Here is a 14,566-nt window from a genome sequence, read left to right as displayed (position 1 = left end):
GCCTTTCCCGACCCTTTGCTTTCATCACCCATTTGAACCGATACCCTGGAGTACCGAACCGTGGCCGCCAAGGACGTTAGATTCTCCCATGACGCGACCGACCGCATGCTGCGCGGCGTCGAAATCCTCAACAACGCGGTCAAGGTGACCCTGGGGCCCAAGGGCCGCAATGTCATCATCGAGCGCTCCTACGGCGCCCCGCGCATCACCAAGGACGGCGTGACCGTCGCCAAGGAAATCGAACTCGCCGACCGGTTCGAGAACATGGGCGCGCAAATGGTCCGCGAGGTCGCCTCCAAGACCAACGATCTCGCCGGCGACGGCACCACCACCGCGACGGTTCTCGCCGCCGCGATCATCCGCGAGGGCACCAAGCTGGTCGCCGCCGGCATGAACCCGATGGATCTGAAGCGCGGCGTCGACGCCGCCGTCCTGACCGTGGTCAAGGATATCGAGGGCCGCGCCAAGAAGGTCCAGTCGTCCCAGGAAATCGCCCAGGTCGGCACCATCGCCGCCAATGGCGACAAGACCATCGGCGACATGATCGCAAAGGCGATGAAGAAGGTCGGCAACGAGGGCGTCATCACGGTCGAGGAGGCCAAGAGCGCCGACACCGAGCTCGACGTCGTCGAGGGCATGCAGTTCGACCGCGGTTATCTCTCGCCCTATTTCATCACCAATGCCGAAAAGATGTCGGTGGACCTCGACGACCCCTACCTGCTGATCCACGAGAAGAAGCTGACCGGCCTGCAGCCGCTGCTGCCGGTGCTCGAAGCGGTGGTCCAGGCCGGCAAGGCGCTGCTGATCATTTCCGAGGACGTCGAAGGCGAGGCCATCGCCACCCTGGTGGTCAACAAGCTGCGCGGCGGCCTGAAGGTGGCGGCCGTCAAGGCGCCGGGCTTCGGCGATCGCCGCAAGGCCATGCTCGAGGACATCGCCGCGCTGACCGGCGGCCAGGTGATCTCGGAAGATCTCGGCATCAAGCTCGAGAACGTCACGCTCGACATGCTCGGCCGGGCCAAGCGCGTGATGATCGACAAGGAAACCACCACGATCGTCGACGGCGCCGGCAAGAAGAAGGACATCGACGCCCGCATCGGCCAGATCAAGGCGCAGATCGAGGAGACCACCTCCGACTACGACAAGGAGAAACTGCAGGAGCGCCTGGCCAAGCTGTCCGGCGGCGTCGCGGTGATCCGGGTCGGCGGTGCGACCGAGATCGAGGTCAAGGAAAAGAAGGACCGGATCGACGATGCGCTGAATGCCACGCGCGCGGCGGTTCAGGAGGGTATCGTGCCCGGCGGCGGCGTCGCGCTGCTGCGCGCCAAGGCCGCGCTCCTGAAGCTCAAGGGCCTGAACGCCGACGAACAGGCCGGCATTTCCATCGTGCTGCGCGCGCTCGAAGCGCCGATCCGCCAGATCGTCGAGAATGCCGGCGTCGAAGGTTCGATCGTCGTCGGCAAGCTCCTGGAAGCCAATGATCCCAATGCCGGTTTCGACGCCCAGACCGAGCGCTACGTCAACATGATCGAGGCCGGCATCATCGACCCCGCCAAGGTCGTGCGCACGGCGCTGCAGGATGCCGGCTCGGTCGCCGGCCTGCTGATCACCACCGGCGCGATGATCGCCGAACTGCCGGGCAAGGATTCGCCCGCCGGCCCGCCGGCCGGCATGGGCGGCTACTGAGCCCCGGCACCGACCAGACGCGGGGCGCCGCATCCACGGCGCCTCGCCCCCTACCCCCAGCAGGCGGGAACCCGCCGCATCACAACAGCCAGGAGCCGTTCCCATGGTATTTCGAGGCCTCTCCGTCGACGAGATCAAGCAGAAGGCGCAGTCGAGCTTCGACACCGTCGAGCAGCGCAAGCGCGAGTCCGCCAAGACCGTTGCCGCGCAGCAGGCGACACGCGATGCCGTCGGCGCCAAGATGCAACGGCTGAAGGCGCTGCGCGAGGCCAAGGAAGCCGTCGACGCCCAACTGGCGGCCGAACAGGCCGCCGCCAAGAAGCTCGCGGGTGCCGCCAACGCCAAGGCCGCGCGCAAGGCCAAGACCAAGGTCGCGTCCTGAGCCGATGACGCGTCCTCGGGCGATCAGGCCTGGCCGCGATCGGACCCTTGCGACCGCCTTGGCAACGAGAGCTGCACCATCATGCTGATCCGCTACGGCTACGACATCACGGTCACCTGCACCGAGCCGACCCCCATGGTCGGCCTCCTGACCGTGCATGACGACCACGCCGCCGATCTGCGCAAGGCCGAGACCCTGGTCACCACGCCACCGATACCGAGCAGCACCTATCGGGATCTGTTCGGCAATCACTGCCGGCGCTTCGTCGCGCCGGCCGGCGACCTCCAGCTCTGGGGCGACGGCACGATCGAAGTCTCGGGCGAACGTGATCCGATCCACGCCATGGCGATGGAAGTGCCGATCGCCGCGCTGCCGGACGACTGCCTCGTCTATCTGCTCGGCAGCCGCTATTGCGAGACCGACAGGCTCAGCCAGATCGCCTGGGACATGTTCGGCCGGTCGCGGCCGGGCTGGGCCCGCGTTCAGGCGATCTGCGACTTCGTCCATGGCCACATCACATTCGGCTATCTCGACGCCCGCTCGACGCGCACGGCCTATGAGGCCTATGGCGAGCGCATCGGCGTCTGCCGCGACTACGCCCATCTCGCCATCGCGCTGTGCCGCTGCATGAACATTCCGGCGCGCTATGTGAACGGCTATCTCGGCGATATCGGCGTGCCGATCGTCGACCCCATGGATTTCAGCGCCTGGATCGAGGTCTATCTCGACGGCGGATGGGTCACCTTCGACCCGCGCAACAATGTTCCCCGCATCGGCCGGATCCTGGTCGCCCGCGGCCGGGACGCCGCCGACATTCCGCTGATCAACTCCTTCGGCCCGCATGTGCTCAAATCGTTCCGGGTCTGGGCCTATGATGTGACCGGCCTGCCGCTCGATGACGCGACCGAGACCGGTTCGCCGCCCCCCGTGGCCGGCTGAAGCCACCGCGACACGGCCTTCCGCGGCGCGACGGCGCGCCCATGGCGAGCCGCGCCCCATTCCCTGACGCCGCCCAGATTTCGCCCGCTTCGCCGGTCACATGCTCGCCAGGACGACATGAACAGGACCGGACGATGAAATCTCTCGGCGCAGTGCTTGGCCTGCTGACCCTGTCCCTGGCCGCCCCCGCGCTCGGACAGGCCCTGCCGCTTCCCGAACAGCCCGAGATCGCCGAGGACTACGCCACCTATCTCTGCCCGACCGAAGCCGCCGCCGCGACCATGCTGGTCGATTATCTCCAGCACAACCAGATGCAGGCAGGCTATCGCGCGACCGGTTGCCGGGCCCGGGTCGAAAATACCGGACCGATCCGCATCGTCGAGGTGCTCAGGCGGCAGGACATGATCGAATTCGGCACGCCGGCGACCTATATGCTTTACCGCGGCACCATGCAGGACGGCCAGAAGGTCATCGGGCTGGTCAACGAGCGCGGCAACAACCAGCATCCGCGCACGCCCTTCACCCGCTGGCTGGCGTCCAATGCGCCGGGCGGCACGCTGACCATTGCCGCCCGCGCCCGGCGCGGCCATGTCTGCCCCAGCCCGGAGGCCGCCATGAAGGTGGTCGCGGCCATCACCGAGGCCAAGCGCCGCTCCGCCCCCGTCGCGCGCCAGAAAGCCGCCTTCACCGCCGCTCTGCGCACCAATGGCTGCACCGCCGCCGCCAGCGGCGCCTATCGCGTCACCGCCCTGCACCAGAGCGAGATGATCGATCTGGGTTTCGAGGCCGACGAGGACTGGACCGCGCTTTCGGTCACCGATCCGCGCGGCCGCGCGGCGGGGTTCGTCTACGACGCCAGCGTCTTTCACTGACGTCGCGAGCCGCGCCGGATCGGAACGCGCCGCTCACTCGCCGGCGAGCGAGGGCGCCTGTTCGACCGGTAGCTCGCCCAGCCGGATTTCGTCGGCCAGCGCCACGTCGATCATCCGGAGCTGGTCGTCGACCAGCCTGAGATTGTCCTGCAGCGAGGAGCGGCGGGAGCGGTCGTCGAAAGCCGCGAGCATGTCCCGGATCGTCGCCCGCCGGTTCTCGACATAGCGCTCGCGCAGGCCGTGCAGGTTCTTGATGTGCTTGGTGTCACCCGGCATGGCGTATTGTCCTCGCCAATGAGCTTGCAGGAGAGCGCCTGCCTCGCCGCGGCCTCGGGAGCGGGACCACGGCCGGCAGCCTGCGCCGCTCGGCCGTGCGCCGTGTCGCCGCAGTCGGGGCACGCCCCTGTCGCGGTTCAGGTGCCGACGATATCGGCGCAGGCATTCGCCACCATGCGATCCGCCTCGGTCTTGCCCGGCATGGTCGCCCAGCCGTTCTGCACGACCATGTCGCCACGCGTCCAGGACGATGCCGCCTTGAGCGCCGCCACCCGTTCGGCGTTCTTCGGATCACGCTTGGCCTGGTCGACACAGATCGAGGCCAGCGCCGCGACCACATCCGTCTGCGAGCGTTCGAAAGCATTCTGCCGGGCGCCGCCCTTGGTCATCCAGCCGGCCCACGAGAAGCCGACAATGGCGAGAGCCGCCGCGCCGCAGACCGCGCCGTAAAGTCCTGGCTTCAGCCAATCAGGGGTTTTCATCGCGAAATCCTCGGATATCAAAATCGAAATCGATCTCGATAATTCACGACCGTAGCACAAGCTGGTCCAGGCCCGCGTTTTATTCTTGTAAAAGCCGCCATCCGCAAAATAAAAATTGGGCCGGAGCCGGCATTTTGATCGCGTTATGATTGAGCAATTACTGGACCTTGATTTCCGATGACGCCCGGCGCCCGTTCTCGCCGGTCAGGCGGAGGCCTTCAGGCCGCCGTCGGTCATGCGGTACCAGGTGATGATCGCCGAGACATAGAGCTTGTGCAGCGCGTGCAGCGGCAGCGGCGTGACCGGCACCACCGGAAACGGCAGAGCCGCCTTGTCGCCGGTTGCGACATAGTCGGCCAGCGCCTCGCCCATGGCGGTCTGCAGCCCGACACCGCGCCCCATGCAGCCGATATCGACCACCAGACCCGGCTCGGGCTCGTGAATATGCGGCAGGAAATCGCGGGTCAGCGACACCCGTCCGCACCAGCGATGGTCGAACTTCACCCCGGTGAGCTGCGGATAGATCCGCGCCGCCGCGCGCTCCAGATGCGCCCAGTCATCGGCCGATTTCGGCTCGCGGAACGGCCCGCGTCCACCCATCAGGAAGCGGTTGGTGTGATCGCGCCGATAATAGAACAGCAGCTGGCGCGTGTCGGAAATCACCTGGCCGCCGGGCAGGATCGTCTTGGCGATAGTGTCGCTGAGCGGCTCGGTGGCGGCGATGAAGGAGTTCGGTGCGATGATGGTCCGGTTCAGCCGCGGGATCAGGCCGTCCGGATAGCCGCCGGTGGCGACGACGACGCGGCGCGCGGTCACCGTCGGCCCCTGGGTGGTCCGGATCTCGAACACCTCGCCACGCTTGACGATGCCGGTGACGCGCGTGTCCCCATGGATCTGCGCCCCGGCCTTCAGCGCGGCCCGGACCAGGCCGCGGGCATAAGCGAGCGGCTGGATAGAGCCGGCGCGGCCGTCCTCCCAGCCCGCGAGATATTGCGCGGCGCCGACCGCCTCGCGCATGGCGTCGCGGTCGAGAAACCTCGTCGAAACGCCGCGCGCGGCCCATTCGCCGGCCCGCCGCTTGACCGTCTCGACCATCGCCTGGGTATGGGCGCCCTGGATCCAGCCGGCGCGCACGAAGGGCACGTCCATCTGATGGCGCGCGATCAGGTCGAAAACCCGGTCGGCGGTCGATCCGACGAAACGTGTCAACGCCTCGCCGCCGGCGGTGCCATATTTGGCGCTCAGCTCGCTCGGATCATATTTGACGCCCGGAATGACCTGGCCGCCATTGCGGCCGGAGGCGCCCCAGCCGGGCTCGCGCGCTTCCAATACGGCTGCCGCGATGCCGCGTTCGGCCAGTCTCAGCGCCGTCGACAGGCCGGCATAACCACCGCCGATGATGCAGGCTTCGACCGCGATCGACTGGTCGAGCGGCGGGGTCGGCGCGGCCGCCGGCGCGGTGGTGGCCCAAAGCGAGGGAGCGAGCGGAAACGGTACGGCCAAGGATGCTATTCCTTCAGATCGGGCGCAGCACGCGGCGCAGGAAATCCTGCGTGCGCGGCTCTCTGGGGCTGCCGAGAACCGCCGCGGCCGGCCCTTGTTCGACGATCACCCCGCCGTCGATGAAGATGACGCGGTCGGCGACCTCGCGGGCAAAACCCATCTCATGGGTGACCACCACCATGGTCAATCCCTCGTCGGCGAGGCTGCGCATCACGCCGAGCACGTCGCCGACCAGTTCCGGGTCGAGCGCCGAGGTCGGCTCGTCGAACAGGATCGCCTTCGGCTGCATGGCGAGCGCGCGGGCGATCGCCACACGCTGCTGTTGGCCGCCCGAGAGCTGGGCGGGATAGGCCGCCTCCTTGTCGGCGAGCCCGACGCGCGCGAGCAGTGCCCTGCCCCGCTCGGCCGCGGCCGCCGGCGGCTCGCCCTTGACGAAGATCGGTCCCTCGATGACGTTTTCCAGGGCCGTGCGGTGCGGAAACAGGTTGAAGCGCTGGAACACCATCGACACCTGCTGGCGGATCGCCTGGATCGAGCGCTGGCCGCGCTCGACCTTCACGCCCTCGATGGTGATCGAGCCGGCATCATAGCTTTCCAGCCCGTTCATGCAGCGCAGGATGGTCGATTTGCCCGAGCCCGAGGGGCCGATGATGCAGACCACCTCACCCTTGTCGACCCGCGCGGTGAAGCCGCGCACCACGTGGTTCTGGCCGAAGCTCTTCTCGACGTCGACGAGTTCGATCATGGCCATGACGCTACTTCCGCCCGAACTTCTTTTCGAGCCATGACACCAGCCCGATCAGCGGCAGGCACATGGCGAGATAGAGCATGGCGACCAGCGTGAAGACCGTACTGTTCTGAAAGGTCGAGGCGGCGATCAGCCGGCCCTGCTGGGCAAGCTCCGCCACCGTGATGGTGGAGGCCTGCGAGGAATCCTTCAGCATCATCACCATGATGTTGCCGTAGGGCGGCAGAATGATCTTGAACGCCTGCGGCAGCACCACCCGGCGCATGGTCATCCACCAGCCCATGCCGATGGTCTGCGCCGCCTCGATCTGGCCGGGATCGATCGCCTCGATACCGGCGCGGAAATTCTCCGCGTGATAGGCGGAATAGGCGACGCCGAGCCCGATGATCGCCGCCTGCAGTGCGGTCAGCGTGATGCCGAGATCGGGCAGCACGAAATAGATCCAGAACAGCTGCACGATGATCGGGATGCCGCGAATGACGTTGACGATGGTCGCGGCGGTCATCGCCAGCGGCCTGATGCCCGACACCCGCATCATCGCCCACACCAGGCCGAGCACGGTCGACAGGACGAGCGAACCGACCGTCACCAAAACGGTCAGCCAGAGGCCCTGGGCCAGGATCGGCAGGAATTCCGTGGCTTGCCGGAGAAAGGTCTGCATGAACGATCCTGGTCGTGACGGGAGACGAAGCGGGGCTTATCCGGCCCGCCGGAGCGGTCAGGCAGGCTAGACCCGGGCCTTCGCGCTTTCGCCTATTCCTGCCCCCATTTGGCCAGCACCCGCTTGACGGTGCCGTTGGCCTGCAATTTGGCGAGCGACGTGTTGAGCCGCCTGACCAGCTCGCCGTCGCTCTTGCGCACGCCGAAGGCGACCGAGCCTGGAATGGTCGGCTTGTAGCTGCGCACCAGCCGGACCTCGGGGAAACGGCCGAGCTGCAGATTGTAGGCGACGATCGGGAAGTCGGCGAAACCGGCGCCGAGGCGGCCATTGTTCACGTCGCGCATGATGTCCGGGATGGTCTCGTAGATGCGGACGTCGGAGAACACGCCGGCGTTCTTCAGCGGCTCGACAAAGGCGGTGCCGGCCTGGACCCCGGCGACCTTGCCCTTGAGCTCGGCGATCGCGGTGTAATTGGTGCCGTCGGCCTTCGGCACGAACAGGCCCTCGCCATAGGTATAGACCGTGTCGGAGAAATCGATGACCTCCTTGCGCGCGGCGGTCGCGAACATGGCGGCCGAGATGATGTCGATGCGGTTGGAGGTGAGCGCGCCGATCAGCGCCGAGAACTGCATCGCCTCGACCGCGACGTTGAACCCGGCATCCTTGCCGACCTCGGTGATGAGATCGACCATGATGCCTTGGATCGAATTGGTCGCGGTGTCGAGGAAGGTGAAGGGAATGCCCGTTGCGGTGGAGCCGACGCGCAGCGTCGGGGTCTGGGCATAAGACGGCCGGATGGCGGCGACCGCGAGGCCGGCACCGGCTGATGTCAGGAATGTACGGCGCTTCATGGCTGGTTTCCCCTCACTGCGGCTTCTGCCGCATTTTCATGATCGTGAAAATCTGTGCACGATCCAGACTTGCTGGCAAGCTGATTTCACCAATATGAAATAGCCGACGCCACATGCCCGGAAGCGCCGATGACCTCGCCTTCGATCCTGCCTTTGCCCGCAACGGTCGACCGCGAGGTGGGCGCCCGCATTCGCGCGCTGCGCCAGGCCAAGGGCCTGTCGCTCGATACGGTGGCCGGCACGGCCGGCCTGTCGATCGGTTTCCTCAGCCAGATCGAGCGTGGCCTTTCGTCGCCTTCGCTGAAGGCGCTGGCCTCGCTCGCCGACGCGCTGGGCCTGCCGATCGCCGGCCTGTTCGAGGCGCGCACGCCGTCCGACGAGGCCGGCACCATCGTCGTCCATGCCGATGAGCGCAGCGTCCTGCAGCTCTGGCGCTCGGGCATCGTCAAGCAGTTGCTCACCCCTGATGGCCCCGATGCAGTGCTGAACGTGTTTCTCATCATCCTGGCGCCCGGCGCCTCGACCGGCGACGAGCCCTACAGCCACCGCGGCGAAGAAGCCGGTCTCGTGCTGGAGGGCGCGATCACGCTGACCGTCGACGCGCGCAGCTGGACGCTCAAGGCCGGCGACAGCTTCCGCTTCGAGAGCGCGCGGCCGCACCGTTTCGCCAATGCCGGCGACGGCGAGGCCCGGGTCGTCTGGGTCAATGCCCGGACCTGAGAGCTGATCGGCGCAGCCCGCGCGCCGGCCTTGCCGCAAAGGTGCTTCGAGATTGCGCCGCCGGCCCGACGCCGGCGCATCGGCGGCCGGATTGATCGCGGCGCAACCTATGCTAGATTTTTCGCGGCCGCCGCGATGAGGCGAGGCTTGGACGGGTCGACATGAGCTCCTTGGGACGTGTTCTCATCTGCATCGCGGCCTGCCTTTGGGCCACGGCGAGCCAGGGCGCGACCATCGAGCTCGAAGCGATCAGCCCGGATCTGACGCTGGTTCACGTCACCGGCGATTTCGAGTTCGGCGACCAGAAGAAATTCATCGACACCGTGCTGCCGCTCCGACGTGCGGTCGTCGTGCTCGAGAGCCGCGGCGGCAGCCTCGACGCCGGCCTGGAAATCGGCAAGGCCATTAGGCTGAAAGGGTTCGGAACTTTCGTCGGCGATGGCGCGCTCTGCGCGTCCGCCTGTGGCCTGGCCTGGCTTGCCGGCAATCCGCGCATCATGACGACCTCCGCCAGGGTCGGATTTCACGCCGCGTCCGATGAGCGACGCAACATCACCTCGGTCGGCAATGCCTTGATCGGTTCCTACCTGAATCATCTCGGCTTGCCGACGGCCGCTGTGGTCTACATCACGCGGCCGGACCCGGGTGACATGGCCTGGCTGACCTTCGAAGACGCCCGGCGTCATCAGATCGACGTCCGGCATTTCGACGAGACCCAGCAGCCGCAGACCGCCGCCGCGCCACCCGCACCGACCCCCGCGCCACCGCCCCGCGGCGCCGGTCCGGCCCCCGCCGAGCGGCCGGCCTTGCCACCCGAGGCCTATAGGAGCGACCTGCGGACACGGACGCGCTATTTCATCCAGAATCACTTCAGCGCCATGTCCAGCAACAACAACAATGAAGCGGCGATCGACTATGTCCGCTCGGTCTATGGCGGCAGCGTCGACTATTTCGGCGAAATCAAGAGCCGGGCCCAGGTCGTCATCACCAATGTGATTTTCATCGAGCGCTGGCCGAGCCGCCGTTACGCGGTCCGTGGCGAGCCCGAAAGCATCGCCTGCAGTGGCGATATCTGCGACTTCACCGCCGTCGTCGACTGGATAACCGCGAATGGCCAGCGCGGCGCGTCGTCGCAGGGAGCCTCGCGTATCAACATGCGCGTCGACTTCACCACGCCGAACGGCCTGATCGTCTCGGAGAACAGCGTCACGATCGAGCAACGGGCCACCAGCCGCTGATCGCATGCGCCGGCGATAGGCCGGAAGGTCGGGCCGACCTCCGTCCTTGCATTCGCCCGCCCGGCGCCCTCTCATCCCGGCGCACCAGCACAATCGAGGGAACGCCGTCCATGGTCATCGATCCCGTCGCCGTAACCCGCTCCGACAACGGCCGCCTGGCCCATGTCGTCTTCGACACCGGAACCGCGGCCAACGCCTTGTCGATCGAGGCGATGCAGGCTCTGCACGACTGCGCTCTCGGCCTGCAGCGCGACCGCGACGTGACGGCCGTGGTGCTCACCGGGCGGCCCGATCGTTTCTCGCTCGGCTTCGACCTCAAGGCGGCCGGCGACCGGCTCGATGCCGGGCTGGCCGAACGGCGCGAGCTGGTTTCGATCGGCCCGCGCATGTGCCGGGCCTGGGCCGAGATCGAGGCTTTCACCGTCGCGGCGATCGAAGGCTGGTGCGTCGGTGGCGGCGTGGCGCTCGCGGTCTCGCTCGACCTGCGCGTGGTCGGCCGCGGCGCGACCCTCTACGTGCCCGAGATCGAGCGCGGCATGAACATGAGCTGGGGCTCGCTGCCGCGCATGGTCAATGTGGTCGGCCCGGCCAAGGCCAAGCGCATCGTCGTCCTGGCCGAGCGGATCGACGCGGCCCGCGCGGTCTCCTGGGGCCTCGCCGACGAGGTCGCCGATGACGGCCAGGCCGTTGCCGTCGCCACCACATTCGCGCGCCGCGCGGCGAGCCTGCCGCCGGTCTCGGTGCGCATGTGCAAGCAGGGCATCGACCTCTATGCCAATGCCCTGGCGCAGGCGACCAGCGGGCTCGACCGCGACCAGTATCTGCTGGCGATGACCGGCCAGGACTATGCCGAAGGCGTCGCGTCCTTCCTGGAGAAGCGCGACGCCAAATGGACCGGCCGGTGATCTCGTCCGGCGCCTCCGCCGGGTTGCCCGCGCCTCACGGCCACCGGCAGGCCTGGCCGACGGCGCGACGGACCTGATCGAGGCCGCGCAACGCGAATGTTCCCTCGAAGCGAAAGCCGCGCGAGCCTTCGAGCCGGATCATCAGTTCGCCTTCGCTCGGCAGCCCGCGCAGGAAGGCCGCAGCGTCCCCGGGCATGGATGCCGATCGAAGGTCGGCCGAGGTCGTCCACAGGTCGCTGTCCAGCAGCCGGTCGTTGACATGGACGGTCACGAGCGTCGAGGCGCTGCGGGCGACGACCGGTTGCCGGCGAACCGACACGCTGGTCACCCCGCCGGTGCAGCCGACGACGAGGCTGATATCGTCCTCGCTCGGCGGCCCGGCCGGACGCTGGCTGGCGACCACCGAGCCCGGCCGCGTCTGAATGTCCCAGGTCCCCCTGGCCTCGCCGGCCGACGGTGCCGCCGGCGCGACCGAGCGCGCCACCGCGTCGAAACAGGCCAGCCGGGTCAGGTCTTCAGTGATCGATGAGCAGCGGCGCAAGGCGGCGGGCATGTCGTCCTGCGCCAGCCCGGTCGACGCGAGCCCAAGGGAGAAAACACCAGCGATAACGAACCGTCGGAACATTGCCATGACCGAGAGGTAAAGTGTTCCTGACAAAGGGCAAGCCGGTTCCCCGCGACACGAAGCCCCGGCGACCGGGGCTTGATTTCGACCCGCGGGCGAAAGTGGGAGGCGACCCTCGCGCCCGAAACGCGAGGAGGTGCCGCCGGCCCATCGTCAACGATCCCTGGCCACCGGCGGATAATATTGCGGCGCCTCGCGCCGGTCGTACATGCCGTAGTCGCGCGAGACCAGGAACAGGCGAACCGAGGTCATCTGTCCGGCCGCCGACAGCGCCTCGGCCAGCACGAGCCCTTCCGCGAGGCTCGCCGCCGCCTTCAGCAGGATGAATTCATTGTCGCGATAGACGCTGGAAAGCACCTCGCCGTCACGCCCGCAGGCGGCTTCCGACGTCGCCGTGGCGGCGATCAGGAACCGTTCCGGCTGCAGCTGCGGATCGTTGTAGCTGTTGTCCGTGCTGCCGCGGCCGATGCCCGCATCGGGACGCCATTCCCAGATCCGCTGGGCGATCCTGAGGCGATAGTCCTCGAAATGCTGCTGCCGCCCCGCGACCTGGGCGACGTGATGTTTGGCCTGGGTGCGCCAGCCGGCGAGGCTCGCCTCGTCGCGCCAATGCGAGTGCGACAGGATGATGCGCGGCGTGGTCAGGCTCTTGAACCGGTCGATGAACAGGAGCCCCGGGTTCTTGTCGAGTTCGGGCCGCAGGCCGGCCGCGATGTCGAAATAGGCCTGTTCATGGCCCGGCCTGGGCGTGACCTCGAAAAACAGTCCGATCATCCGTGGCTCCCCAGGCAAAGCCATTGCCGCCGGGATCAATGGCTGGACAAGGCAATGCCATGGTTTGCGACGGCCGTCACCGGCCGGATCCGCCGGGCGCCCATGATCCGCCCTTCACGGACAAGGCCGTCGGGCGCGTTCGATTGGTCGATCCGGCCGACACGCGTCGGCGGCACCGGCCGCCAACGCTCTCCTCCCCGTGGACGGGCCGGCAGGCCGCCGGTCAGATCCTGGCCGGCGGCTTCTGCCCGCTCAGCTCCGGCCGCCCCAATTGCCTTCGCGGAAATCCATCGCGAAAGCCGGCGAGGCCTTCCACTGGATCGACTTCGGCTTGGCGGTGAAGGTCGCGTTCTGATGCAGCACGGTATAGGCGGGGTCTTCGCGCTCGCAGATTTCCAGCATGCGCCGGAACATCACCTTGCGCTGAGCCTGGTCCATGCTCGATTCGAGGCCGACCGACAGCGTGTTCATTTCGGCATTGGTCCACTCGCCGACCTGCTGCTGCTGGCCGTTGGGGCCGTGCTGGGCCACCAGCGACGACACCGGATCGTTGAACGGCGCCGAGTTCGACCAGTCGCGGACCGCGCGCGAGGGGGTCTTCTCGAGGATCTGCGCCCAGTTTTCCTTCATCTGGATCTCGATGTTGAGACCGGCCGCGCGCCACATCTCGACCAGCACCTGCGAGGTCGCCGCCTGGTTGGTGTAATAATTGTTGAGCAGGCGATAGGGGATCGGATCGCCCTTGTAGCCGGCCTGCTTGACCAGATCGCGCGCCAGCTTGACGTCGAAGTCCGGCACTTTCCAGTCGGCGATGAACATGTCGGCGTAATAGTCCCACTGCAGGCCGCGCGGCACCACGGTGCGGCCCGACCACAAGGCCGCGACGATTGCCTCGCGGTCGATGGCATGGGTCATGGCGCGGCGAATCAGCGGATTGGCCAGCTGCGGATGGTTCTTGTCGAACACGGTCAGGCGGTGATTGAGGATGGTGCCGCCCTGAACCTCGAAGGCGCGGTTCTTTTCGATCTGCTCGATCTGGTCCGGCGGAATGTCGCAGGCGAACTGGAATTCGCCCGAGAGCAGACCGTTGATGCGCGAGGCGACCTCCGGAATTTCGAGGAAGCGGATGCGCTTCAGCGGCGGGCGGCCGCCCCAATATTCGTCATGGGCCTCGAGGACCAGCATGTTGTCGGCCTTGAACTCCACCACCTTATAGGGGCCTGTGGTGACCGGCTTGCGCGCCCAGTCCAGATAGGACTGCGCCTCGGCCCAGGCGCGGCGGCTGGTGATCTGGCTGCCGTAGCGGGAAATGCGGCCTTCGAGCGTGATGTCGGGCGTGCCGTTGATGAAGCGGACGGTATATTTGTCGACCACCTGGACGCCGAGCAAGGCCGGCCAGCCGCGCCGCGCGACCGCCGGAATCTCCGGCGGCAGTTCCTTGCCCGAGCGGCTGTTCGGCGCCTGCTCGGTGATCGAGATCGTGGTGCCCGCCGACGGCTGGCTGTCGCCGAACATGCGCTCCTTGCCGAAGCTGAAGGCCACGTCCTCGGCGGTCATCTCGTCGCCGTTGTGGAACTTGACGCCGCGGCGCAGGTTCAGCTCGATGGTCTTGTCGTCGAGGCGTTTCCAGTCGGTCGCCAGCGACGGGACGGCCTCGAGCTTAGCCGTCCAGGCGCGGTCGATGAGGCCCTCCCACAGGGACGAGAAGAAGATCCGCTCGCCGACATTGGACTGCTCGCGCAGCACGTCCAGCGTATTGGAATTGGACACCTTCTGCACCGCGATGGTGATCGAGGGCCGGTTGTCAGGCTGGCCGATGGCAAAGCGCGGCAGGACAAGGGCTCCGGCGCCACCGGCGGCGTAACCGAGAGCGCTTCGACGGGTCATGATGGGCATCATTGTCT

Annotated in this window: 16 protein-coding genes; 7 read left to right on the top strand and 9 right to left on the bottom strand. The window is 67.2% G+C overall.

Annotated elements, in window-relative coordinates; translation table 11 throughout:
• The first annotated feature begins 60 nt into the window (after positions 1-60).
• From groL to AC07WJ_RS10950, 4 genes are all read left to right on the top strand, one after another.
• Complete coding sequence (groL, locus tag AC07WJ_RS10965; RefSeq protein WP_494934595.1) at positions 61-1,686, top strand: chaperonin GroEL; 1,626 nt, start codon at positions 61-63, stop codon at positions 1,684-1,686.
• Positions 1,687-1,789: 103 nt separating this feature from the next.
• Positions 1,790-2,068 (top strand): hypothetical protein, encoded by a 279-nt coding sequence (locus tag AC07WJ_RS10960; protein WP_494934594.1) that lies wholly within the window; start codon positions 1,790-1,792, stop codon positions 2,066-2,068.
• A gap of 81 nt (positions 2,069-2,149) precedes the next feature.
• Positions 2,150-3,007: a transglutaminase-like domain-containing protein gene (locus AC07WJ_RS10955; protein WP_494934593.1), complete on the top strand. Its 858-nt coding sequence runs from the start codon at positions 2,150-2,152 to the stop codon at positions 3,005-3,007.
• A 134-nt stretch (positions 3,008-3,141) separates the two neighbouring features.
• Positions 3,142-3,879 carry a hypothetical protein gene (locus AC07WJ_RS10950; protein WP_494934592.1) on the top strand — a complete coding sequence of 246 codons (738 nt, stop codon included), beginning with the start codon at positions 3,142-3,144 and terminating at the stop codon, positions 3,877-3,879.
• A gap of 33 nt (positions 3,880-3,912) precedes the next feature.
• Here AC07WJ_RS10950 and AC07WJ_RS10945 read toward each other — a convergent pair whose 3' ends face one another.
• From AC07WJ_RS10945 to AC07WJ_RS10920, 6 genes are all read right to left on the bottom strand, one after another.
• Positions 3,913-4,155: a hypothetical protein gene (locus AC07WJ_RS10945; protein WP_494934591.1), complete on the bottom strand. Its 243-nt coding sequence runs from the start codon at positions 4,153-4,155 to the stop codon at positions 3,913-3,915.
• Between the two features lie 137 nt (positions 4,156-4,292).
• Positions 4,293-4,637: a hypothetical protein gene (locus AC07WJ_RS10940; RefSeq protein ID WP_494934590.1), complete on the bottom strand. Its 345-nt coding sequence runs from the start codon at positions 4,635-4,637 to the stop codon at positions 4,293-4,295.
• 204 nt (positions 4,638-4,841) lie between these two features.
• Positions 4,842-6,140: an NAD(P)/FAD-dependent oxidoreductase gene (locus tag AC07WJ_RS10935; RefSeq protein ID WP_494934589.1), complete on the bottom strand. Its 1,299-nt coding sequence runs from the start codon at positions 6,138-6,140 to the stop codon at positions 4,842-4,844.
• Positions 6,141-6,153: 13 nt separating this feature from the next.
• On the bottom strand, positions 6,154-6,885 hold the full coding sequence (locus tag AC07WJ_RS10930; RefSeq protein WP_494934770.1) for an amino acid ABC transporter ATP-binding protein: 732 nt from the start codon (positions 6,883-6,885) through the stop codon (positions 6,154-6,156).
• Positions 6,886-6,895: 10 nt separating this feature from the next.
• Positions 6,896-7,549: an amino acid ABC transporter permease gene (locus AC07WJ_RS10925; protein WP_494934588.1), complete on the bottom strand. Its 654-nt coding sequence runs from the start codon at positions 7,547-7,549 to the stop codon at positions 6,896-6,898.
• Between the two features lie 92 nt (positions 7,550-7,641).
• Positions 7,642-8,400, bottom strand: a complete 759-nt coding sequence (locus tag AC07WJ_RS10920; protein WP_494934587.1) for an ABC transporter substrate-binding protein — start codon at positions 8,398-8,400, stop codon at positions 7,642-7,644.
• 129 nt (positions 8,401-8,529) lie between these two features.
• Between AC07WJ_RS10920 and AC07WJ_RS10915 the strand changes: the two genes are divergently transcribed.
• The 3 genes from AC07WJ_RS10915 to AC07WJ_RS10905 all read left to right on the top strand — a co-directional run bounded on the left by AC07WJ_RS10915 (position 8,530) and on the right by AC07WJ_RS10905 (position 11,263).
• Complete coding sequence (locus AC07WJ_RS10915; protein ID WP_494934586.1) at positions 8,530-9,120, top strand: helix-turn-helix domain-containing protein; 591 nt, start codon at positions 8,530-8,532, stop codon at positions 9,118-9,120.
• A 161-nt stretch (positions 9,121-9,281) separates the two neighbouring features.
• Positions 9,282-10,358 (top strand): COG3904 family protein, encoded by a 1,077-nt coding sequence (locus AC07WJ_RS10910; protein ID WP_494934585.1) that lies wholly within the window; start codon positions 9,282-9,284, stop codon positions 10,356-10,358.
• 110 nt (positions 10,359-10,468) lie between these two features.
• On the top strand, positions 10,469-11,263 hold the full coding sequence (locus AC07WJ_RS10905; protein WP_494934584.1) for an enoyl-CoA hydratase/isomerase family protein: 795 nt from the start codon (positions 10,469-10,471) through the stop codon (positions 11,261-11,263).
• Positions 11,264-11,297: 34 nt separating this feature from the next.
• On the opposite strand, the gene AC07WJ_RS10900 is transcribed toward AC07WJ_RS10905, so the two are convergent.
• The 3 genes from AC07WJ_RS10900 to AC07WJ_RS10890 form a co-directional block, all read right to left on the bottom strand.
• Complete coding sequence (locus AC07WJ_RS10900) at positions 11,298-11,816, bottom strand: hypothetical protein (RefSeq protein ID WP_494934583.1); 519 nt, start codon at positions 11,814-11,816, stop codon at positions 11,298-11,300.
• Between the two features lie 225 nt (positions 11,817-12,041).
• A complete protein-coding gene (locus AC07WJ_RS10895) occupies positions 12,042-12,662 on the bottom strand; it encodes an antibiotic biosynthesis monooxygenase family protein (protein WP_494934582.1) in 621 nt (206 codons plus the stop codon).
• Between the two features lie 252 nt (positions 12,663-12,914).
• Positions 12,915-14,558 (bottom strand): ABC transporter substrate-binding protein, encoded by a 1,644-nt coding sequence (locus AC07WJ_RS10890; RefSeq protein ID WP_494934581.1) that lies wholly within the window; start codon positions 14,556-14,558, stop codon positions 12,915-12,917.
• Positions 14,559-14,566: the final 8 nt, after the last annotated feature.

The organism is Phreatobacter sp. GW821-FHT04C01, assembly GCF_059420385.1.
Note: the sequence above shows the minus strand (reverse complement) of the source record. Positions and strands in the feature narration are given on the sequence as shown.